Origin of the sequence: Sphingobium sp., assembly GCF_003248505.1 — a bacterium.
GTDB lineage: Bacteria > Pseudomonadota > Alphaproteobacteria > Sphingomonadales > Sphingomonadaceae > Sphingobium.
This window is the reverse complement of record NZ_QFOA01000059.1, coordinates 1-20491: the sequence shown is the minus strand read 5'-3', so window position 1 is coordinate 20491 and position 20491 is coordinate 1. Positions and strand designations below refer to the sequence as shown.

At 63.8% G+C, this 20491-nt stretch carries 20 protein-coding genes; 12 read left to right on the top strand and 8 right to left on the bottom strand.

Annotated features, from left to right (window positions below):
- Window positions 1–1149 (bottom strand): NAD(P)/FAD-dependent oxidoreductase (locus DI606_RS15250; protein WP_293984548.1); only part of this gene is annotated, 1149 nt, incomplete at its 3' end.
- Window positions 1150–1166: 17 nt separating this feature from the next.
- The gene (locus DI606_RS15245; RefSeq protein WP_293984546.1) at window positions 1167–2003 is read right to left on the bottom strand and encodes an SDR family oxidoreductase; all 837 of its coding nucleotides are present in this window, start codon (window positions 2001–2003) and stop codon (window positions 1167–1169) included.
- A 201-nt stretch (window positions 2004–2204) separates the two neighbouring features.
- Here DI606_RS15245 and DI606_RS15240 point away from each other — a divergent pair, with 201 nt between their 5' ends.
- Genes DI606_RS15240 through DI606_RS15230 form a run of 3 tightly spaced genes read left to right on the top strand, consistent with a single transcriptional unit; the run spans window position 2205 to window position 4577 of the window.
- Window positions 2205–3455, top strand: coding sequence for an acyl-CoA dehydrogenase family protein (locus DI606_RS15240; RefSeq protein WP_293984545.1), 1251 nt, complete (start codon window positions 2205–2207; stop codon window positions 3453–3455).
- 14 nt (window positions 3456–3469) lie between these two features.
- A complete protein-coding gene (locus DI606_RS15235; protein ID WP_293984544.1) occupies window positions 3470–3838 on the top strand; it encodes a nuclear transport factor 2 family protein in 369 nt (122 codons plus the stop codon).
- A 7-nt stretch (window positions 3839–3845) separates the two neighbouring features.
- A complete protein-coding gene (locus tag DI606_RS15230; RefSeq protein WP_293984543.1) occupies window positions 3846–4577 on the top strand; it encodes a TetR/AcrR family transcriptional regulator in 732 nt (243 codons plus the stop codon).
- Between the two features lie 92 nt (window positions 4578–4669).
- Here the strand turns inward: DI606_RS15230 and DI606_RS15225 are convergent, their stop codons facing one another.
- The 3 genes from DI606_RS15225 to DI606_RS15215 are packed head-to-tail and all read right to left on the bottom strand — an operon-like array spanning window position 4670 to window position 7953.
- A complete protein-coding gene (locus tag DI606_RS15225) occupies window positions 4670–5803 on the bottom strand; it encodes a glycosyltransferase (RefSeq protein ID WP_293984542.1) in 1134 nt (377 codons plus the stop codon).
- Window positions 5800–6717 (bottom strand): formyl transferase, encoded by a 918-nt coding sequence (locus DI606_RS15220; RefSeq protein WP_293984540.1) that lies wholly within the window; start codon window positions 6715–6717, stop codon window positions 5800–5802. The genes DI606_RS15225 and DI606_RS15220 overlap by 4 nt, the downstream gene beginning before the upstream one ends.
- A gap of 3 nt (window positions 6718–6720) precedes the next feature.
- Entirely contained in the window at window positions 6721–7953 is a 1233-nt protein-coding gene (locus tag DI606_RS15215) for a hypothetical protein (protein ID WP_293984550.1), read from the bottom strand.
- A gap of 101 nt (window positions 7954–8054) precedes the next feature.
- Between DI606_RS15215 and DI606_RS15210 the strand changes: the two genes are divergently transcribed.
- Genes DI606_RS15210 through DI606_RS20360 form a run of 5 tightly spaced genes read left to right on the top strand, consistent with a single transcriptional unit; the run spans window position 8055 to window position 13241 of the window.
- On the top strand, window positions 8055–9401 hold the full coding sequence (locus DI606_RS15210; protein ID WP_293984538.1) for a lipopolysaccharide biosynthesis protein: 1347 nt from the start codon (window positions 8055–8057) through the stop codon (window positions 9399–9401).
- Complete coding sequence (locus DI606_RS15205) at window positions 9398–9952, top strand: sigma-70 family RNA polymerase sigma factor (protein ID WP_293984537.1); 555 nt, start codon at window positions 9398–9400, stop codon at window positions 9950–9952. The genes DI606_RS15210 and DI606_RS15205 overlap by 4 nt, the downstream gene beginning before the upstream one ends.
- On the top strand, window positions 9942–10895 hold the full coding sequence (locus DI606_RS15200) for a FecR domain-containing protein (protein WP_293984535.1): 954 nt from the start codon (window positions 9942–9944) through the stop codon (window positions 10893–10895). Before DI606_RS15205 ends, DI606_RS15200 begins: the two co-directional genes overlap by 11 nt.
- The gene (locus DI606_RS15195) at window positions 10882–13077 is read left to right on the top strand and encodes a TonB-dependent receptor (RefSeq protein ID WP_367119481.1); all 2196 of its coding nucleotides are present in this window, start codon (window positions 10882–10884) and stop codon (window positions 13075–13077) included. Before DI606_RS15200 ends, DI606_RS15195 begins: the two co-directional genes overlap by 14 nt.
- Window positions 13038–13241 carry a hypothetical protein gene (locus DI606_RS20360; protein ID WP_367119480.1) on the top strand — a complete coding sequence of 68 codons (204 nt, stop codon included), beginning with the start codon at window positions 13038–13040 and terminating at the stop codon, window positions 13239–13241. Before DI606_RS15195 ends, DI606_RS20360 begins: the two co-directional genes overlap by 40 nt.
- On the opposite strand, the gene DI606_RS15185 is transcribed toward DI606_RS20360, so the two are convergent.
- Window positions 13213–14322, bottom strand: coding sequence for a glycosyltransferase family 4 protein (locus DI606_RS15185; protein WP_293984531.1), 1110 nt, complete (start codon window positions 14320–14322; stop codon window positions 13213–13215). The two genes, DI606_RS20360 and DI606_RS15185, sit on opposite strands and share 29 nt — an antisense overlap.
- A 579-nt stretch (window positions 14323–14901) precedes the next feature.
- On the opposite strand from DI606_RS15185, the gene DI606_RS15180 reads away from it, so the two are divergent.
- From DI606_RS15180 to DI606_RS15165, 4 genes are all read left to right on the top strand, one after another.
- A complete protein-coding gene (locus DI606_RS15180; RefSeq protein WP_293984529.1) occupies window positions 14902–15486 on the top strand; it encodes a hypothetical protein in 585 nt (194 codons plus the stop codon).
- A gap of 136 nt (window positions 15487–15622) precedes the next feature.
- On the top strand, window positions 15623–16072 hold the full coding sequence (locus DI606_RS15175; protein ID WP_293984528.1) for a hypothetical protein: 450 nt from the start codon (window positions 15623–15625) through the stop codon (window positions 16070–16072).
- A gap of 12 nt (window positions 16073–16084) precedes the next feature.
- Window positions 16085–18619, top strand: a complete 2535-nt coding sequence (locus DI606_RS15170; protein ID WP_293984527.1) for a TcfC E-set like domain-containing protein — start codon at window positions 16085–16087, stop codon at window positions 18617–18619.
- Window positions 18616–19311, top strand: coding sequence for a hypothetical protein (locus tag DI606_RS15165; protein ID WP_293984526.1), 696 nt, complete (start codon window positions 18616–18618; stop codon window positions 19309–19311). The genes DI606_RS15170 and DI606_RS15165 overlap by 4 nt, the downstream gene beginning before the upstream one ends.
- 35 nt (window positions 19312–19346) lie before the next feature.
- Here the strand turns inward: DI606_RS15165 and DI606_RS15160 are convergent, their stop codons facing one another.
- A complete protein-coding gene (locus DI606_RS15160) occupies window positions 19347–19748 on the bottom strand; it encodes a response regulator (RefSeq protein WP_293984525.1) in 402 nt (133 codons plus the stop codon).
- On the bottom strand, window positions 19745–20491 hold a 747-nt coding region (locus DI606_RS15155; protein WP_293984523.1), incomplete at its 5' end, for a response regulator. The genes DI606_RS15160 and DI606_RS15155, both read right to left, overlap by 4 nt.

Genomic DNA, 20491 nt, shown 5'->3' with positions numbered 1-20491 from the left:
GCTGAGCGAGACCGCGTGGCGGTCCGGAATGTCGCCGCGACGCGCCGCGGCGAAGGCTTCGCGCACTTCCTCCGGCGTGCCGACCAGCCCGACCGCCTTGTTGAGGTCGGCATCGTCATGGCGCATGTCCTGATGCTTCTTGAGCGTCAGCGGACCCGACATCGCGACATTGGCGAGGAACGGCGCCGCGTTCGAGCGGTTCGCTGGCGCATGTTCGATCCGCTGCATCAGCGTCCGGGGTACGCCGCCGGGCGTCGTCAGCCGCATGGCAGTGCGCGGATCGCAGGTGGCGATCACCATCTTGGACCGGATGACCCGGCCGTCCTCCAGCCGCACGCCCCTGGCGGCGCCATCCTCGACCAGGATTTCCGCAACGCCGGCGTTGAGCTGGATCGTCGCGCCCGACGCTTCGATACTGCGGGCAAGGGCGTCGGAAAAGGACTGAAGGCTGCCGATCGGCTTGCCGGTGCCATATTTATGCGTGACGGCGAAGATCATATAGGCCGCCGCGTTGCCATCGTCGTCGACCGGTCCGGCACCAGCGGCGATGCCCAGCAGCAGGGCGATGGTCGCGGGATGTTCGAACCGTTCGCAGGCAATCTGGTCCGCCGTCGCCTTGGACATGGCGACCAGTTCGTCCTTGAGGCGGACGTTGCGGACCGCGCTGCCGATCATCTTCGAAAGGTTGCCGACGTCCGGGCGTCCGGGCTCCGCCATCATCAGCGGGAAGCCGATGTCCATCATGACGTTCAGCGTCTTCATGAACTCCAGATAGGCTTTGCCGTCATTGCGGTTGATCCGCGCGATATCCTCCGCCGTGCGATGATAATCGTAGAACAGCGCGATCGAACTGCCGTCCGGATGAAGATAGGCATAGGTCGGATCGGGATCGACGGTGCGCAGGCCATATTTATGCAGCTCGAAATCTTCGATGATGCCGGATTTGCGCGCGAACAACAGTTCGACCGCGCAGGGCGTCACCAGATGGTCCGGCGCCTCGGGAATCATATAACCAGAGCTGGTCATGCCCCCGACCTTGGCCATGCGTTCGACCACCACGACCTTCTTGCCCTCACGGGCCAGATAGCCGGCGGCGGCCATGCCGTTATGTCCCGCACCTATGACGACGACGTCTACCTGTTCCGTCATGCTCAATATCCTTCCGATCAGGCGTTCGCAGCGGCGGTGTAGGCCTTGCCCCATTCGGCCAGCGCCACGAGCCGGGTCTTGCGATCGGCCTGGATCTGGGGAATCTTCTCTTCGTCCGGGCCGTCCGGCACGATCACCAGCGGTTCCTTGCCCAATTGCGCCAGCGCCAGCGCGCAGACGTCATCGGGATCGTAGGCGGCGCTATAGTCCATGCCCAGACCCTCGGTCGCGCGGCGCAGCGTGGGCGTGTCCATGATCGGCGCGGCCACGCCGACGATGTCGATATTCTGACCGTCGAGTTCGGCCCAGAGGGATTCGACGAAGTTCAGTTCGAACGCCTTGGTGGCCGAATACATGGTCAGCCAGGGTTGTCCGCCCAGGCCCGCGCCCGACGACATGATGACGATCCCACCCTTGCCGCGCTTGACGAAGCGGTTACCGAAGCCATGGACGGCTTCCAGCACATTGGCCGCATTCATCGTCAGCAGGTTGAGCGAACGGTCGACCGGAGAGCCGAAGAAGCTGTTGCCCGCGCCATCCGCGCCCGCATTGGAGATGTAGAGGCCGATGTCCAGATCGGCAGTCGCTTCGACCAGGCGCGATCCCATGCCCGTCTGGGTAAGGTCGCCGGTCAGGGCGCGATATTCGATACCATGGGCGGCGGCGAGACGCTGGCCCAGGGCATCGAGCGCTTCCTGGCGGCGCGATACCAGCACCAGATTGATGCCCATGGCGGCCAGCTGTTCCGCATAGCATGCGCCCGTACCCTCCGAAGCGCCGGCGATGATGGCCCAAGGACCGTATTTTTCGACGAAAGCAGCAGAATCGAAGGGCGGAAGGTCGATTTTACGCATCGGGTGAAAGTCCTCTCTTGCACCGGCCTGTGTGGCACTACGGTTGATGGCGCGAACCCTAGAAGACATATGTTTTACACCGGCCTATCGGGAGGTAGGTTGGCCTTAATAGCGCTGCGGCCTGTCGATCTCCGCACGGCACTTGCAATAAATGACAATTATGTCATTATTGCTTTCGAAATAATGCGACAGGAGATTCGGATGGGTGCCGGGGTGATGGAAAAGCAAGCAGTTGAGAAGCGACAGGTTGCCGCGGTGACCGACCCGGTCGGCGTCGCGGCGTCCATGCGGGATTTGCTCGCGGAGCATGCCGCGGCCTGCGAACGCGAGCGGCGGGTCGTTCCGCCGGTGATGGACGCGTTGCGCGCGTCCGGCCTGTTCCATATCACCGCGCCCGTGCGCGCCGGTGGGCCGGGCCACAAGCTGATCACCCATATCGAGACGGTCGCGGAACTGGCGAAGGGCTGCGTAGGCTCCGCTTGGGCCTATGGTTTGCTGTCGGGCATTACCGGGATGGCGCTCGGCCTGCCGCCGGTCATGACGGAGCGTCTGTTCCAGACCGGCGACGAATTGTTCTGCAGCGCCTCTGCGCTATCGGGCAAGGCGGTTGCGGCCCCGGGCGGCTATCGCGTGTCGGGGCGCTGGGGTTACGGATCGGGCTGCCTGCACGCCGACTGGGCCTTGAACGGCGTCATGATCGAAACCGATGGGGGAGCCGAACCCGCCATGGCGTTCCTCAATCTGCGCGATCCGGCCTGTTCGATCGAGGATAATTGGCATGTCGCGGGCATGGCCGGGTCCGGCAGCAACATGATCGTGGCGCAGGATTTGTTCGTGCCTGAGGAACAGATCCTCTGGTCGTCGCGCACGCCCCCTGCCGAGGCGATATTGGCGATGGAGGGTCTGGAACCGCGCGACCGCTGGCCGATGGAGCCGCTGTTTCCTTTAGGCGTGCTCGCGCCGATGCTGGGTGCGGCGACGGCATTGCTCGAAGGCGTGGTGCAGGCGATGCCCAAGCGGCAGGTGGTCGGCTGGACCTATGCCGGGCAAACCGGCTCGGAGGCTCTGGTCGGCACGACCGGTCGCGCGGCGATGGAGATAGATTCGGCCTGGCTGCATATCCGCCGGGCCGCCGGAATGCTGGACGAAACCGCGCAACATCGCGTGCTCACCGGCTTCGACAAGGCGCAGATACAGGCGGATTGCGGCTATGCGATGGAATTGCTGCGGGCGGCGGGCAACCGGCTGATGGACGTGGCCGGACCGGGCGCCTTCGCGCTGTCCAGCCCCTTGCAAAGAATATGGCGCGACCTGAGCGTCGGTACCCGTCATAATGCGCTGAACGCACAGCTTTCGCTCGAACTCTACGGTCGGGCGATCACGGGGCAGCGATCCAATATCGCGTTGTTGCCCGACATTGCGCCAGCCCCGCTCTGGGCAAAAACGAAGTGACAGGAGAAGGACATATGACAACTCATCCCACGCCGCAGGAAATCGTGACATTCCTGAAGACCCAGGCCGACATGTTCAGCGAGGGCCGCATCGATGATTTCATGGCCGCGTTCCGGGCGATCGCGCCGGGCGGCTTCAAGGTTCAGGATCCGGCCACCGGTCCGGTGCAGGAAGGCTGGGACAAGCTGGAAGCGCTGTGCAGGCAATATATCGGATGGAAGCTGGTGGTTGAGGACGTGAAGGTCAGCGGCAACGAAGCCGTCATCTATGTCCGCAACGAAGGCGAATATGACGGGAAGCCGGTTCGCGTGCACAGCATGGAACATTATATATTCGGTGAGGATGGCAGCCTGCTTGCGCGCTATTTCCACCCGATGCAATAAGCCCGCCATGTCCGACGCCGCGCCTGTATCCATCGCTGTCGATCCGCGCACGGCGGCGGCGGCGATCAGGCGCGCGCGGATGCGGGAGCGGCTGCTGGATGCCGTGCTGGACCTGTATCAGCCGGGGCAGGGCAGCGGTAGCCTGGTGATCGATGACGTGATCCGCGCGGCGGATGTGTCGCGCGGCAGCTTCTATAAATATTTCGATTCCCTCGATGCCGCGGTGAATGAACTGGGCGAGCGGATGACGGCGGACCTGATGGCCGAATTCCGGCGATTGTTCGACGACGTTCCGGACCCCCTCGTCAGGGCCGTGGGCGGCGCATCCATGGCGATGGTGCGCGCCTGGCACGATCCGCGCTGGGGCGGCTTTACCTGCCGTATCGACTATGTCGATTATTTTACGCGTGCCAGCATGTTCGACCGCATCGTTCGCGATGCGCTGAAGGCAGCCCGCGACAAGGGACAGATGCGATTTCGTTCCATTGATGTCGCGGTGGACCTGATCGTGGGCATGACGATCGAGGGGCGACGAAGGCTGATGCTGCGGTCGGTGGAACCGCGCGCCTATGTTGACGAGTTGATCGAACACACTTTCATGGGATTGAAGGTCGATCCTTCGGCCATCGCGGATGCCAGCGCCCATTTCTGGCACGTCATGGCCCGAGCCGCGCCCATGCTCTCTTGGTGGCGAAACGACGGGGAGGGAGAGCAGGCATCGGCGTGCGTAATGCGCTGACCTGAAACTGGCCCGTTTCCATCGCACGACCGTTCGTCCGCGCAACGGTTCGGGATATCGGTCACCAGCCTCCGGACGTGGCAGGAATGATCTTAGTCCGCTACCAGGCCGACCGGCCTCCTCGGTGAGGGCAGATCGATGCCCGCTGCAAGCAGATATCGCCTGCATACCAGCCCAATTCGATGGGCATTTACGATTGCCGCGATATCTTCAGGTGAGGGCGCCGGTTCTTCTAGCATCTGATCGATGGCCGCTGCCATGTCATCGGAATCCCGCAAGGGAACTATACGCCCGGCACCCGGCCTCGCCTGAAAGAGCGTGACCGCTGGCGTGCAATCCGTCGCAACAACGCGGCGGCCCGCCGCCATCGCCTCGATCAGCACTGCGGGAAACCCTTCGAACCAAGAGGAAAGTACGAAGAGTGCCGCTCTGTCGAGCCAGGGCCTGCTGTCGGGAACATAGCCTGGAAATTCGACCCGTTCCGCCACGCCCCTGTTACGCGCCAGAGCCTTGAGCGCCCGCTCCTCAGGTCCGCTGCCCGCGACGATCAATCGCGCGGTCTTGTCCCGAACTTTCGCAAAGGCGTCGATCAGATCGGCAAAGCCTTTTTCCGGGACGAGGCGGCCGATCCCGATCAGAGTCGGGGGACCGGCGGGCGTCGGGACCGGCGGCGGCAGATCGTCGTCGAGTGCGGGCGTTTCGATCCGATGCAGCGCCGGCCCCTGAACGATGGCGCTGGCCTGTTCCATCGACACTGTATCCATCGCCACCAGATGGTCCACGCCCTTAAGCAGATGGGCCATGCGACGGCTGAAGAAAAACTGCCGCAAGGCCCCGCGTTGCGGCTTGTAGAGAGCGGCGCTGATCTGCGCAACGATGCGCGGTCGTCCTGTGTCGATGGCGGCGATCGGGGGCACCGCTGCCCAATGATAATTGCCCGGGATGAAAAGCATGTCCACCGGCTCATCCGTCAGCGCGCGTGCAACGGCGCGACCCAGCCGACGGCAACTGCCCCGGCTTCGGGATACGGTCGGGGTCATCGCGCGGATATGCACAGTGTCGGCGACCATGGTCGCCAGCGGCCCGTTCGGGTCGCCGCACAGGATCGTGACGTCTGCGCCTTCCTTCGCCCAGGCATTGGCCAGGCGCACGGCGATGCGTTCCGTCCCGCCAAGGGCGAAGTCATGCAGCAGCACGCCGATCCGACAGGGGCGGCCGCGTGTCATCCGTGCGCCGGTCGCAAGCGCCTCGCCAGCTTTCCGGCCTCGCGCCGCGCCTCGATCGACAGGCCATGCAGAGACAGTTCGGTGCGCTTCATATCCACCAGCGTCACCGGGCCCGCGGACGACAGGGTATGGAACCCCTCGACATAGGGCGCCGCGCCTGCCGGAATGGGAAGCGCCGGACCGACCTCCGCTTCGAACCGGTCGGGGGTCAGACGATGGATCCGGAGGGGGCGGATGCCGCCGCCATAGGTGCGCGAACAGTCCTGAACCGGCAGGACGATATGGCCATCGACGATCGAGGCGGACCCGCCCGGACGGGCGCTTGCCCGGTCGACCCGCACCGGGTTGGACGGATGGGGCGTCCAGACGCCGTCCAGCCGGTCGGCCCACGCGACATGCAGCGATTCCATCTTGTGCGCTTCCTGGCTGGCAGAGGTATAGAACAGCCACCATCGCCCATCATGGAAAAGCGGTGTCGCATCGACCGCGACATGGTCGAGCGCGATCCGTACCGCAGGCTCCCACCGATAGGGGAAATCGACGGCGCGATAGAGCGTAAGTCCGCCGGACTTGTGCGTTTCGGGAAGCATCCAGATGTCACCGTCCGCTGCGAAGACAAATGGGTAGGACAGGTGCCACGGTTCGTTCAGGACCGGCCCTCGTTCGATCAGGTTGAACTGGCGATCGTAGACCAGCACTTCGATCGCACCGATGCGGACGCGATAATCGTAGGTTTCGACAAAGACGTGCAGGCGGTCCCGATGCCAGAAGCCGAACGGGTCGGCGAGGAAGCAGAAGCTGGGCATCGGGGGCAGCCAATGCAGGGCGAGGCCTTCGATCGATCCTCGCGCGAAGATGCTTTCCATCGTCGCCTCGACGATCGCCGGGCGCCAGATATCCTTGCGCAGCGCCATGCTTTAGGCTGCCGCAACTCTGTCGTCGGGCGCGTAAAACGGCTGATCGGGCAGGGGCGCGGCTCCGGCGCCTTGTCCTGCAAAGCTCATGATCGCGCGCGCGGCCCGTTCCGCCGAAGGAATGTCCGTCAGGCTGAAACTATAATCGAACAATTCCCTCTGCACCGGCAGATAGCGGTCATGCGTGGCGACGGCCTGCTCCAGCGCCTCGTCCAGCCGGTCGCGCTCCAGTCGGTCGGGAATGTCGATTACGCTCCCCGCCCGCCAATGGGTGTAGTTCACATCGTCATGCCAGTCCGCGCCGTGGCTGTTGAGAAACAGACAGGGACGCGGCGTGCGCAGAAATTCATAGATCTGGCTGGATACGTCACCCAGGTAGATATCGCCCGCCATCGTATAGGTCATGTCGGTCGACCGATGGCTGCCAAGGTCGATATGGATGTTGGGCGCATCGAGATAGCGTTGCGCGATCCGTCCCGGTCGCGACACGCGCATCCGGTCGATGGTCACCACAAAACGCCGATGGAACAGCATGACATGCGGCGCGAAGATAAGGTTGTAGCGCGGATTGTCGATAAAATAGTCGAGCACATCCCGGCCATGGCGATACCAAGACGACAAATGGGGAGAGGGGTGGGGGTTATAGACCACGGTGGGCAGGCTTCGATCGGCGAAGGGCGGTGTCCACTCCGGCGGCGCGAGGTCGAATTTGGGATAGCCGGTCATGCTCATCCGCGAGGGCGAAACGCCCGCTTCCCGTTCAAGCCGGTCGCGGATCTTGGGGCCGGACACCAGCACATGATCGAAGCGGGCGCTGGCCTTGTCGAACCCGATGGCGCGGTCGCCCGCGCCGTGACGGGTATGGACGATCGGAAGGTCCGTCAGGCCATAGCGCGACTTGAGCATGAGGGACGTCTTTTCCGAAACGACCAACAGGTCGAGCTGGCGGAAAAATTCGAGATTGGCGCCATAAAGGCCGAGCTTCTTGAGGGGCACCAGCGATTCGAGCCCTCGCGCCAGCGCGCGGCGCCACATGCCCTTGAGCTCGAGCTGGGCGATCTGGAGAGCGCTGCCCTCGCGCTCCGCAAGCCGACGCACCTCTGCCGTCAACGCATCGCTGGAAGTCGCCACGACGATCTCCGCTTGCGGATATTGCCGCTGCATCGCTAGGGCAATCGGCAGGCAATGAGCAACCTGATGGCTTTGGTCGTGATTGAGCAGGAAACCGATCTTCATGACCGTGTTGACGGAGTCATCGGTCGATGGGCACACATGGGCGACGGAAAAAAATCGCAACTGATCTACCCTGTCTCCGCTTGCAGGCGGATTGAGTGAAAATGGCATCGCCACTCTCTTCCGCAAACGCAGATGCTCCGCGCCCGCCGCGCAGCGGCTTTGTGCGGATCATGGGGAATGTCGGTCACCTGCTGGGGGGCAAGGCAGGCGCCGGTCTCATCAGTCTTGTCTATCTGGTCATGGTGACGCGTGGCCTGGGGTCCGATGGCTATGGTCGGCTCGTCCTGCTCAACGGCATCGTCATATTCGTCGGCAGCCTGGTGGCCTTTTCCGGTTTCCATGGACTGGTGCGTTATGGAGCGTTGGCCCTGGCCGAGCGGGACATTGCGCGCTTTGCCCTGATCGCTCGCTTCATGGCCGTGGTGGAGATCGCCTTCGGCGTCATCGCCGCGCTCGTTTCGTTAGCGGCGATCCATGTGCTGATGCCCCGATGGGGCTGGCCGCCTGCCTATGGGTGGGCAGCCTTATGCTACAGCCTTGCGGTTGCCGGCACGGTCCGCGCGACGCCTCAGGGGCTTTTACAGGTTGCCGGGCGGTTCGATCTCATCGGCCTGCACCAGCTCGTATCGCCGGTCGTCCGGCTGGTCGGTGCGACCGTTGCGTGGTTGAATGGCGGGGGTTTGCTTCTCTTCACGCTCGCCTGGGCGGCGTCCGGCGTGCTGGAGGGCGTGGCGATGTGGCTGCTCGCCTTGCCGCAATGGCGCAGGATTGCGGCGGGGCAGTCTGTGTTGGGGCCGTGGCGTCCGGCGGCGGGGAGCGCGCCGGGGCTGATCCCGTTCATCGTCACCACCAATTTCGACATTACGATCCGCGAACTGGCCCCCAATCTCGCGCCGCTGACCATCGGATGGGTACTGGGACCGGCGGCCGCGGGCATCTATGCATTGACCCAAAGGGCCAGCGCCGTGCTGGCGCAGCCTGCGCAGGCTCTGGGGCAGGCCAGCTATGCCGTGCTGGCGGAACTGGTCGCCGCACGCCACTATGACGCGTTGGCGCGGGCAGTCTGGAAAAGCGTGACTATGGCGGCAATCGTCGGCATTCCCATCCTGATCCTGTTCGCCCGCTGGGGCGATGGGCTGCTCGCGCTGCTGGGCGGGGGCAGCTTTCGTGGCGGGGCGACCTTGTTGCTTCTGGTGGGTGCGGGGCGGCTGGCATTGCTGGGTGCAGCGCCCCTCGCGTCCGCACTGACGGCGCTTGGCTATCCCAGCCGGTCGATGACGATCTCGCTCGTCGCCAATCTCCTCCTCTATCCGTTGCTGCCCGTGCTGCTGTGGTGGCTGGCGGTCGATGGCGCCGGCTGGCATGCGCTGCTGCAAGGCATATTGGCGTTCGTCGCGCTGATGCTGAGCTTTGCCGCAATCATGCGATCGCGCGCGGCTGCGCCATGAACAACGGGCTTCAGGCTGTCTTTTTGCTGGAACGGCCGATGCTGCTGCGGCTGTTGCGCGCCCGGCTGGGCAATATGGACGAAGCGGAAGACACGTTGCAGGACATCTGGATCAAGCTGGAAAAAATGCCTGCGGGGCCTGTGAGCGACCCTGTTGCCTATCTTTACCGGGCGGCGTCCAACCATGCCATCGATCAGCAGCGGTCCGCGCTGCGCCGTGCGATGCGCGACGCGTCCTGGGCGGAGGTGCAGGCGGAAAGCGGGGAGCAGCCCCCTGCCGACCGGGCGCTGATCGCGCGGGAGCGGTTGCGCCAGATCGAAGCGGCGCTGGCCGCCATGCCGCCGCGCATGCGACAGGCCTTCCGTCTCTATCGATTCGAAGGACTTGCGCGCCCCGACATTGCAAACGCCATGGCGATCAGCGTCAGCGCCGTGGAAAAGCTGTTGCAGCGTGCCTACCGGCATATTCGCGAATATGACGAGGGTGAGGGTGTGGAACTGTCCAATCGGCAACGTCACACCGGTGAGGAGGCTGCGCGCCATGACCGCTGAGGAAAGGACGATCGTCGACTGCGCCATCGACTGGCATTTGCGCCATCCCGACATGTCGGGTGAGGAATGGCACCTATTTCTGGCGTGGATGGAAGAAGATCCGGCCCATGCGCAGGCGTTCAACGCCCTGATGCTGGACGAAAGCCTGCTAGGGATGCGAGACGCGGCCCTGAACAGCGGCCCTGTGCGACCGCCTGTGTCGGCACCGCGCCGCCGGTTCGTCTGGGGCGGCGTCGCGGCGTCCGGTCTGGCGGCGGCCTTTGCGTTCGCATTCGTTCAACCGCCGGGCGGCGGCGGGCCGGATTATTATATGCTGTCCACAGCGAAGGGCAGTCACCGGCAGGTGACGATGGACGACGGAACGCGGATCGACATGGCGGGGGGCACGCGGATCAGGTTCGATCGTGAGGACAACCGCTTTGCGGAACTGGTCGAGGGCGAGGCCCGGTTCTCGGTGCACCATAATGAGGACAGGCCCTTTGCATTGAAGGTCGGGGACGTGCAGCTCCGTGACCTCGGCACTGTATTCAATGTGCAGCATGACGACAGGCGCATGGACGTGCAGGTGGGCGAAGGCGCAGTCATGTTCGAAGCGAGCGGTCGGCATGTGAAGCTCGATGCCGGCAAAGCGCTCAGCTATGCCGGTCGTTCGGGCATCGCGCGCACACGCCGGGTAGACCCTGGCGAAGTGGGGAAATGGCGGGAGGGCCGATTGCATTTCATCGACACGCCGCTTCCTGTGATGGCGCGATCGCTGGAGCGTCATCTGGGGACGACGCTGTCGGTCGATCCGGCTTTGGCGCACATGACCTTTACAGGACTGATCAGTCTGACCGGCGATCGCGAAGCGGACATCGCGCATGTGGCGCGGCTGGCAGGTCTGACCTTGCTGCGCAGCAGGAAGGGGTGGACGCTGGCGGCAGGAGCGCATGATCCGGTCTAGTCTGACGGCGGCTTTGTCGATTGTAGCATTGTCGGGCGGTGCGATGGCGACGACGCAGCGCCCTTTCGCTGTGCCGCCTTCTTCGCTGGATGTCGCGATCGTCACCCTGGGGCGTCAGGCCGGTGTCGATATCGTCTCGACCGAGCGCGACCTGCCGACGATCCGTGTGCGCGGCGTCCGGGGCGTCATGGATGTGGAAAACGCCCTCGCTCTCCTGCTGCGTGGAACAGGATTGCAGGGGCGGCGGCTGGATGCCCGGAGTTTTCGCGTCGAGCGTCGGTCGATGGCGGCCCTGCAACCTCCCCGCGAAATCCCGCCGCTGCCGGTGGCTGCGCAGCCCGTTCCGACCCCGCTGAACATTGTCGTGACCGCTGCCAAGCGGCCTTCCTCTCTGTTGCGCTTCCCCGCCGGCGTCACGTTGGTGACGCCGGGCCTGACGGAGACCGGGGTCGGCGGTGACCGGAGCTCTTTCAACGAGATGACGGACAGGTTGCCGGTCATGCAGCAGACGGCATTGGGGCCGGGCCGCAACAAGCTTTTCATCAGGGGTATCGCTGACAGCAGCTTTAACGGACCGACCCAGTCGACCGTGAGCGTCTACTTCGGCGATGTGCAGCTTGGCTATAACGGCCCGGACCCGGACTTGCGTTTGCACGATGTCGAACGGGTCGAGATACTGGAGGGGCCCCAAGGCACCCTCTACGGCGCAGGTGCGATCGGCGGGATCATCCGGATCGTTCCCAACGCCGTGAACGTCACCGATAATGAAGCGGTGTTCAGCTTGAAGACGAGCATGACGCACGGCGGTGGACCCGGGCACGACGTGGCTGGCGCGTTCAACCTAGCGCTGCCGGCGCATGAAGCAGGGTTGCGTGCGGTCGTGTACGACGCGGTGGATGGCGGCTATATTGACGATCCGCTTACCGGCGTGAACGACATCAACCGCAGCCATGTGCGGGGCGGAAGGCTGACCGGGCGGTTGCTTTCGGACGATGGATGGGACGTCGAGCTGGGCGGTCTCTATCAGCGTATCGACAATCGCGACGGGCAATATGTGCAAAGCGCGGCCGGCTTTGCCGGCATCGAAGCCCTTGGCCCGGAACCCTCCGAGAGCGACTTTTCCCAGTTTCGCGTCGTCCTCAACAAAATGTGGGATAGCGGCCTGCGTCTTGTGTCCGCCTCCGGTTTCGTCGCTCGCCATTCGAGCGAATTGTTCGACGCGTCGCGATTGGCAGGCGGTCCCGATCCGACATTTTACTGGAGCTACAGGCGCAATCATAGTGTCAGCCAGGAACTGCGCCTGTATCGCAGTCGCGATCTCGGCCTGTCATGGCTGGTCGGTGCCGCGTTGCTCGACAGTCGCGAACGGAACACGCGGGAGTTCGGTCGCGACGGCGCAGCGCAGGATATTGTCGGGGTCCTCAACCGCACGCGGAGCGTAGCGTTGTTTTCAGAACTCAGCTGGGCTTTTTCCCCGCGTCTTTCCGTGACCGGCGGAGGACGGTTGACGGCGGCGCGCACAGATAGCGATCCGCTGGATGGCCTAGCCGCCAGCCGATATGTGCACGGCATCGAGACGACACGGCTTGACCCGACGCTGGCGCTCTCCTGGCTGGCGGCGCCCGATCTGTCCGTCTACGGTCGTTTCCAGACCGGCTTTCGAACCGGGGGGCTGGCCGTAGCGCGGGGGGGCGGGCGGGTCGCAACGTTCAAGCCCGATGCGATCTCGGTGCTGGAGGCGGGTGTGCGTAGTCTGCCGACCGATCCCCGGCTGCCTCGCTTGAACCTTGGCATCTCGTACGCGCGCTGGAAGGATATTCAGGCCGATCTGATCGACCGAAGCGGCTTTCCCTACACAGCGACCATAGGCCGGGCCAGGATATGGAGTGTCGAGGCAGGCGCCAACTGGTCGCCCACGCCGCGTTGGGATCTGGGCGGCTCGCTGCTCTATTCCTACAACCGGATATCTGGCGCATGGCGAACCAGTCGCCGCGCCAAAAGCGTCGTCTGGCAGAAACGCCGCCGCTGGCCCTGTCCGGGCGGGTGCGTTACGGCCTGCCGGTTGGGCGCGACCGATGGTCCATCGGAGCGGAAGCCTCTTATGTTGGTCGATCGATTTTGGGGACCGGCAAATATTTCGACATGGTGCAGGGCGACTATGCCGTGGTCGACGGCAGCATGACATGGCAACATGAAAAGACCAGCGTGACGTTGGCGGTAGATAACCTGCTCAATTCCGCGGCCAATCGCTTCGCTTTCGGCAATCCCTTCCTGCTCCGTTTTCGCGATCAGCAAACGCCGCTACGGCCTCGAACGGTCAGCCTGAAGCTTGCAACCCGCTGGTAAGGGCGGCTGCCTTCACTTCGGCCATGATGGCGGCGCCGGTCGCTGCGAACCGTTGCTGTGAAAAGCGATCCAGCATATCCATCCGCGCCAGGCGGCCCATGTCCGCGAGACGATCGGGCTGAGACAGCATCCGCCTGAGCGCGTCGGCCAGCGCCTGGGGGTTGGCGGGGGGCACGGTCAGGCCGGTATCCGCGCCGATGGAATAGGCCAGTTCCCCGACCGCCGATGCGACGACCGGTAGTCCGGCTGCCATGGCTTCATGCGCCGCGATGCAAAATCCTTCGGACCGGGACGGCTGCACGTAAAGGTGATGCCGGGCAAGGAAGGCGCCCGGCTTTTCGACATAGCCTGTCATGCTTATGTCTATGAGCCCCGCAGCCGCGATCGCCGCTTCCAGTCGCTCCCGTTCCGCCCCCTCGCCGCCGATGGAAAGGTGAACGGGGGCCGGGGGGGCATATCCCGAGCGAACCAGCAGGCTCAGGGCCTCGATCAGCACGTCATAGCCCTTTACCCTGTGCAATCGGCCAAGGCTGCCGATGCGCAATGGCTCCCCCCGATGCCACGGCCTTGCCTGCGGCGCATCCGCGTCGCAGGCAAAGATGGGCCAGCATCGCAATCTATCCTGCGGTACGCCGATCCGCTCCGCCGTCAGCGCGGTCACGCTGCGTGAATCGCCGATCCACAGCATTGCGCGCGATTGGAGCAGCCGCATCAACCGTCGGTTGCCCGGCTTCAGGAAAGCTGCATGTTGCCAGCTGACGACCGGCAGGCCCATAGTCGGGCCGACAATCAGACCCAAAATCGTGGCGCGGCTGAGCGACGTCCAGATATGGGTCGCGCCCCATGCCCGCAATTCCCGCCGCAGCCATAATGCGGCGGATAGATGGTCCTGCGTGCCGCCCTCGCGCACGAGGGGATCGAGACCCGCTTCGACCATCGCGCGAAGCCCTCGTCGGTCACGCGGGGTCAGGGCAAAAACGCGCACTTGCGCTCCTTCTCCCTGCAAGACCCGGGCGATGGCGGGAACCGGCTGCGACGCGCCCCCGCCTTCGACCGAATTGATGACATATGCGATCTTCATGCCGCCTCATGCCTCAGGCTCCGGCGTCATCGCAAGCCTGCATGAGCTGTCGAAATCCTGCGTCCCTGCCGTGTGCCGAAACTCGCCCTTGAGGCTTTAGTCGGTCGGCAAGCGGCTAACCCGCGCGCAGGTGTCTACATCGCTGTCGCTCAAACCCCGCCGGATCAGCCTCCGGACGAAAAAGCTTTCCTTGATGGTTCGACGGCTCGACACGATGCCGCCTACCTTCTGCATCGTGGTGCTGACATTGCGGATGCAGGACAAAGCTCAAGACGAAGCGCGCCTCTGTCCGGTGATGGTTGCGATCGTCTGGCTATGACGACGCTAGAATGATCCTGATCGAGTTGATCGACCAGGGGGCAGCCAGCGATTTGGTGCGCACGATATAGGCCATTATGGATGATTTGGCGGCGCGGTGGAGGCACGCCAATAAATGCGGGCGCTATATGTGCAATAGTTCCCCTGATCAGTTTCAATATCGTTAGACATTGGTCTAGCTTCCATTTCTCCCGATAGGCGTTGGAATAAATTGTTAACGTCGCATCCCCTTGATCATTCGTCATGCAAACGGAGAAGATCATGGGTCCTCATTCCAAAACAGTCCGGCATGGCAGCTGGCTTCATCGACATGCTGCGAACATATTGGCGGGCCTTGCGCTTGCCGGTTTTGCCGCCCCTGCCGCAGCGGCCACCCAAGGCACGATCGGGGCTACTTCGCAGGGCAGTATCACCATCACCGCGACCGTGCCCAATCGGGCTCACATTACCGGTCTGACCGACATCAACTTCACCAACGCGGATCCGACCTCCAATGCCGTTTCCAGTCAGAATGACTGTGTGTGGAGCAACACCGCCACAAAGGGCTATAGCATAAAGGCCACGGGCAGCGGCACGGCGGGTGCCTTCACACTGGCCAGCGGCGCGCTGGCGCCGGTTCCCTATAGCGTCCAGTGGAACCAGAGCAGCGGTCAGTCGGCAGGCACGGCACTTGTGGCAGACACCCCGTTGTCGGGCCTCGTTTCCACCGCCACCACGCCGACATGCAGTTCCGGCCCGGCTTCGACGTCCAGCCTTATCGTGTCGATCGCGTCTTCCGATCTCCAGACCATGGTGGCTGCGACCAGCTATACCGGAACGCTCACTCTGCTCGTCACCCCGCAATAGCACGCTGCGGAACGAAATCGATATGGCTGGTTCTGCACCTTCGGGTCGCACCCTTGTTGCCCGGCCAGCCAGGGCGGGGGTGGGCGGCTTGCCTTGGGCGATGCCGTCCACCCGAACGTGGATCCCGGTTATCGCCATGGCAATCGTCGGCTCGATCTGCCAGCCCGCACAGGCTCAACTTGTGCAGTTGACGGAGCTGGCGGACATGTCTTTCGGGACCGTTGCCAGCGTCACGTCCGACGTTTCGCAAAGCCAGACAGTCTGTGCTTACAGCGGTGCGTTGTCTTCGAGCTACAGCGTGCGCGCGACCGGTTCGGGCGCAGGCGGTGCCTTCATGCTGTCTGCGGGCGGATCGACGCTGGCATACGAAGTGCAGTGGAACTCCACTCCCTATCAGGCCAGCGGCACGCACCTCACGGCGGGTCTTGCGCAGTCCGGCTTTGTTTCGCAGGGCGTCCTGCCCGGTTGCACGCTGGGCCTTACGCGAAGCGGCAGTTTAACCGTCATTCTGCGCGCCGCTATCCTGTCCGTCGCGCAAGCCGGTCGCTACACCGGGACGCTGACGGTGATGATTGCACCGAATTGAGGGCGCGGCGGCATGCTTCCGATCCGTCCCGCTGCCGAAATCTTGCACAAAGCCATGCCGGTCCTGCTGGCGCTCATCTGGGCGTCCGTTTGCGGCCATGTGCGGGCGGAAAACCGGCTCGCCGTAGCGATGCCGGCGGGTTTCTCCGAGCTGGCGCGCGCGCAGCGCATCGTCACCGATCTTTATTTCGGCGGTGAACCCATCGGGCAGGCGCAGCTGGACGTCGAGGATGGCGTGGTCCGCCTGATCGACCCGGCGGCCATCGTCGCGCTGATCCCGCAGGTCGCCGACATTCCGGCGGTAACCGGCGCATTGAGCGGGCCGCTCGACAGCCATGCCGAACTGGCCTGTTCGCAGGGAAGCGACCGGGAAATGTGCGGTCGCCTGGAGCCGCCCGTGGCCGGCATCATCTTCGATCAGGACCGCTTCCGGCTGACATTGTTCATTTCGTCGCGCTACCTGGCCGTTCGGTCCGCCACGCAGGACATTTTCCTCCCGGTGCCCGATGCCGGATTGTCGCTGGTGGACTGGATCGCAGGCACGGTCGCCGGATCGGGCGATGGCGGCACGGATTTCACCGTCCAGAACCGCGCGGTGCTGGGCGATCGCGATGCCCGCCTGATCAGCACGACCTCATATGCTTCGAACATCGGGTTGAAGGGCGATGTGCTTGCCGTCGAGATCGACAAGCCTGGCATGCGCTACACCGCAGGAGCGTTCTGGGCACCGGGCTTGGATCTTCTCGGTCGTCGCCGCATCGTGGGAGCGGGGATAGAGACGCAGTTCGATACGCGGGCGGACAAGGATGTGATCAGTGGCACTCCGCTTATCGTTTCGCTCAGCCAGCGGTCCCGAGTGGACATGCTGATCGACGACCGCCTCGTCGGGTCGCACATCTACGATGCCGGAAACCAGAGCCTTGACACGACGATGCTGCCGGACGGCGCCTATGAAATCACGGTGCGTATCCAGGAACAGAGCGGCGCGCACCGGGAAGAGCGGCGGTTTTTCACCAAGAATGCGCGGATCGCACCCGCAGGCGAATGGCTATGGTTCGCGCGGGGCGGCATGCTGGTTCAGGACCAGCCCGGTGCGTTTATTTCCCCCACGCGCAAGGGCTACGCCGAAGCGGGCGCGGCGCGGCGTCTTGGCCGTCACCTCGCCCTCGATGCCAGCGCGGTCGCGTCGAACGGACGGCTGACGGCGGAACTGGGCGCGTATCTGCTGACAGCCCCGGCGCAGTTCCGGGTGGCGCTTCTCGGCTCCAGCAGACAGGATGGCGGTATCCTTTTTCAGGCGAACAGCACCGGGGTGTCGCGCTTCAATTTCAATATCGACGCCCGTCATGTGCACACGCACGATGGCCGACCGCTGATTGCCGCCGTCGACGGACGGCCCGCATCCATTCGTCAAACAGGAATAAACACCCCGCCGGTCCACTCGTTCGGTGGCAGCTTTACGCAGGTGATGGGCGACATCAGCTATCGTCTGACGAATGCGCAGATCAACCTGTCCGCCTTCTACCGGCTCGATCATGGGACGCATCATTACGCGGTCGGGCCCACGGCGCGCTGGTCGGTGCTGCGTCGGTCCGGGATCGACCTCTCGCTCGAAAGCAACGTGTCGCAGTCGAGCATCGGTCGCTCAGGCTATGCGGGCATCCGCCTGCAGCTTTTGCGTCCACGCCATTCGCTTTCCGCGACGGCGGGCGTCCAATCCTTTCCGTCGGGGCCGGGTCGCCGTCGGACCGGCATGGTCGGCGGGGTTCAGGGCAGCTGGCAGGACGATGATGTCGCGGGCGGCGACCTGATGCTGGTGGGCAGCGCCGATCGCCTTCCGGGGAACGATATCGTCCATGCCCGCGCCGACTGGCGCGGACCGCTCGGTACAATCGGCGCCGATGTGATCCAGCAGATCGGAGATTCAGGTCGAACGCAGTTCAGCCTGAGCGGACAGACATCCCTCGTCGCCAGTCGAGGGATAGCGGCTATCGCCGGACGGGACCAGAGCGACAGCCTGATCGCCGTTCACATGAAAAACGCGCCGCCCGACGCGCTGTTCGAAGTGCTGGTGAACGAAACGCCCCGGATGGAGGTGAGAGGCGGCGAAACCCGGTTCATCGCCGTTCCGCCCTACCGCCAATATGGCGTCAGGCTTCGACCGGTCGCCGGTGGCCTCGTTCATTTCGATACGTCGCTTCGGCGCATCAGCGTTTATCCCGGCAACGTCGCATCGCTTGCCTGGTCGGTGGACAGCGTCGTGGCGATGTTCGGGCGGTTGGTTTGGCCTGACGGATTGCCAGTGGCGGACGCTGACATCGTGACCCGCGACGCTGTCGCCCGGACGGACGCCCAAGGCTATTTCCAGATCGAAACCGGTCGCAACGTGGATTTGAACATCCGAACGCCCGATGGACGTGCCTGTCAGGCGACGATTAACGCCCCGGAAACGACCGCGGCCTATATCCCCCTCGGGACGGTGCGGTGCACATGGCAGCAGCCTCTCGGACCGCTTCGGCGCATGGCCGCCAATGAAGGAAGACCATGACTGACATCCGCGCCCTTGTGCCCCGTATCCTGCTGGCGTTCCTTGCCATCGCGGCGACGCCGCACGCACACGCCAATCTGGTTCTGAGCCGGGTCATCGTCGACCTGACACCCGGCACGCCGCAGGCGCAGGACCTGGAAGTGTGGAACAACAGCAAGGACCGCAGCTATGTCGTCGCCGAGCCTGTAGAGGTGGTGGCGCCGGGCACCGCGCAGGAGGAGCGGGTGGTCCAACCCGACCCCGGTATCCTCGGGTTGTTGGTATCGCCGCAGCGCATGATTTTGGAACCGGGGCAGCGGCGTCTCGTCCGCATTGCCGCCGTGCTCGCTCGCGGGTCGCGCGACCGGATCTACCGCGTTGCGATCAAGCCGGTCGCAGGCGACGTGACGGCGAGCATCACCGCGCTCAAGGTGATGGTGGGATATGACGTGCTCGTCATTTACAGGCCTGAAACGCTCGACGGATCGGTGGTGGCGGAACGGACTGGGGCGACGATCACCTTCCGCAACACCGGCAACACGAATGTCGAGATGTTCGAGGGCAAGCAGTGCGACCCTGCCGGAAAGATGTGCCGAACCCTGCCTGCAAATCGCCTCTATCCCGGTGCATCCTGGCAGGTTGTCGTCGACGCCGTCGGACCGGTCGAATATCGCGTCGCCACCGCAGGACAATCCGAAGTTCGCACGTTCTAGCCTAAGGCAAGCGGGGCGCGCAGCGTCGCCCGGTATCAGCGAACTCTTGCGGTTCGGGAAATCTTATGAAGCTGTTTGGCCAGTGTGAGGGGATCGAAGGGCTTAAGGATGACATCGGCAGCGCCCAGCGCCTTGTAATCCTCGATATCCCCCAGCCTTGCGCGAGCGGTGAGAAAGACAAAGGGAAGCGTGCCGAAATGCGGGAGCGCGCGAAGTCGCTGCATCAGGGACGGGCCGTCCATTCCCGGCATCATGACATCCAGCAGGACGATATCGGGTTGCCATGTCTCCTTTTCAGCTACCGACAGCGCGTCCTCGCCATTGGCAAATGCGCGCAACTCGATCAGCGGATCGAGCGCGAGCGACAATGTCACGATGTGGCGGATATCGTCGTCGTCATCGACATAGAATACAGATAGGCGATCGGTCTGCGTCATTGCAACGGCTCCCCATCCTGCGCACGTCTGGACGCTATGACCCGGCGAACGGTTGCCTTGAGATCGGGCAGGGATGTCTTCGATTTGGTGAGAACGGCACTGACCTGCTTTTGGAACTGGGGGTCTATATCGTGCGCCGAATAGATGATGGTGGGGATGGCGACGCCCGCATCGTCGAACAGGTGGGGCAAGAGATCCAGGCCAAATCCTTCTTCGAGATGAATATCGAGGATCGCCAGATGGGGCGTTTCTGCCTCCAGCAGCGCACGGGCTTCGGCCAGTGTTCTGGCCTTGCGGATATCGGCTTGCCCGTGGAGGGCGGAAGCCGTGATTTCGAGCGTATCCTGGTCGTCGTCGAGATGCAGCACGAGCGGCGTTGCATCGTTGGGCGGACGGAAGGCGGATGAAATGGCGGTTTTCAGGCGCGTTCCATCAACCGGTTTGTCGATCCAGTCGACGAGATCGAGCGACAGGGGCGCCTTTGTGTCGGACGCGGACGCGATCATCAATATGGAGAGACTCTCGGGCCCCTCCTGCCGCCGCACTTCACGCGCAAAATCGAACGCGTCGCTGTCGTCCAGTGCCATATCGAGCAGGAGCAGGCTGTATCTGTGGGCGGATATCTCTTGTCTGGCTTCGGCGGCGTCGGTTACGATCCGGGCGGCATAGCCTTCCTCGGCCAGGTGCGACTGGAGCGCTCGGGCGACCGCCGCATTCTTCTCACAGATCAGGATTTTGACGTC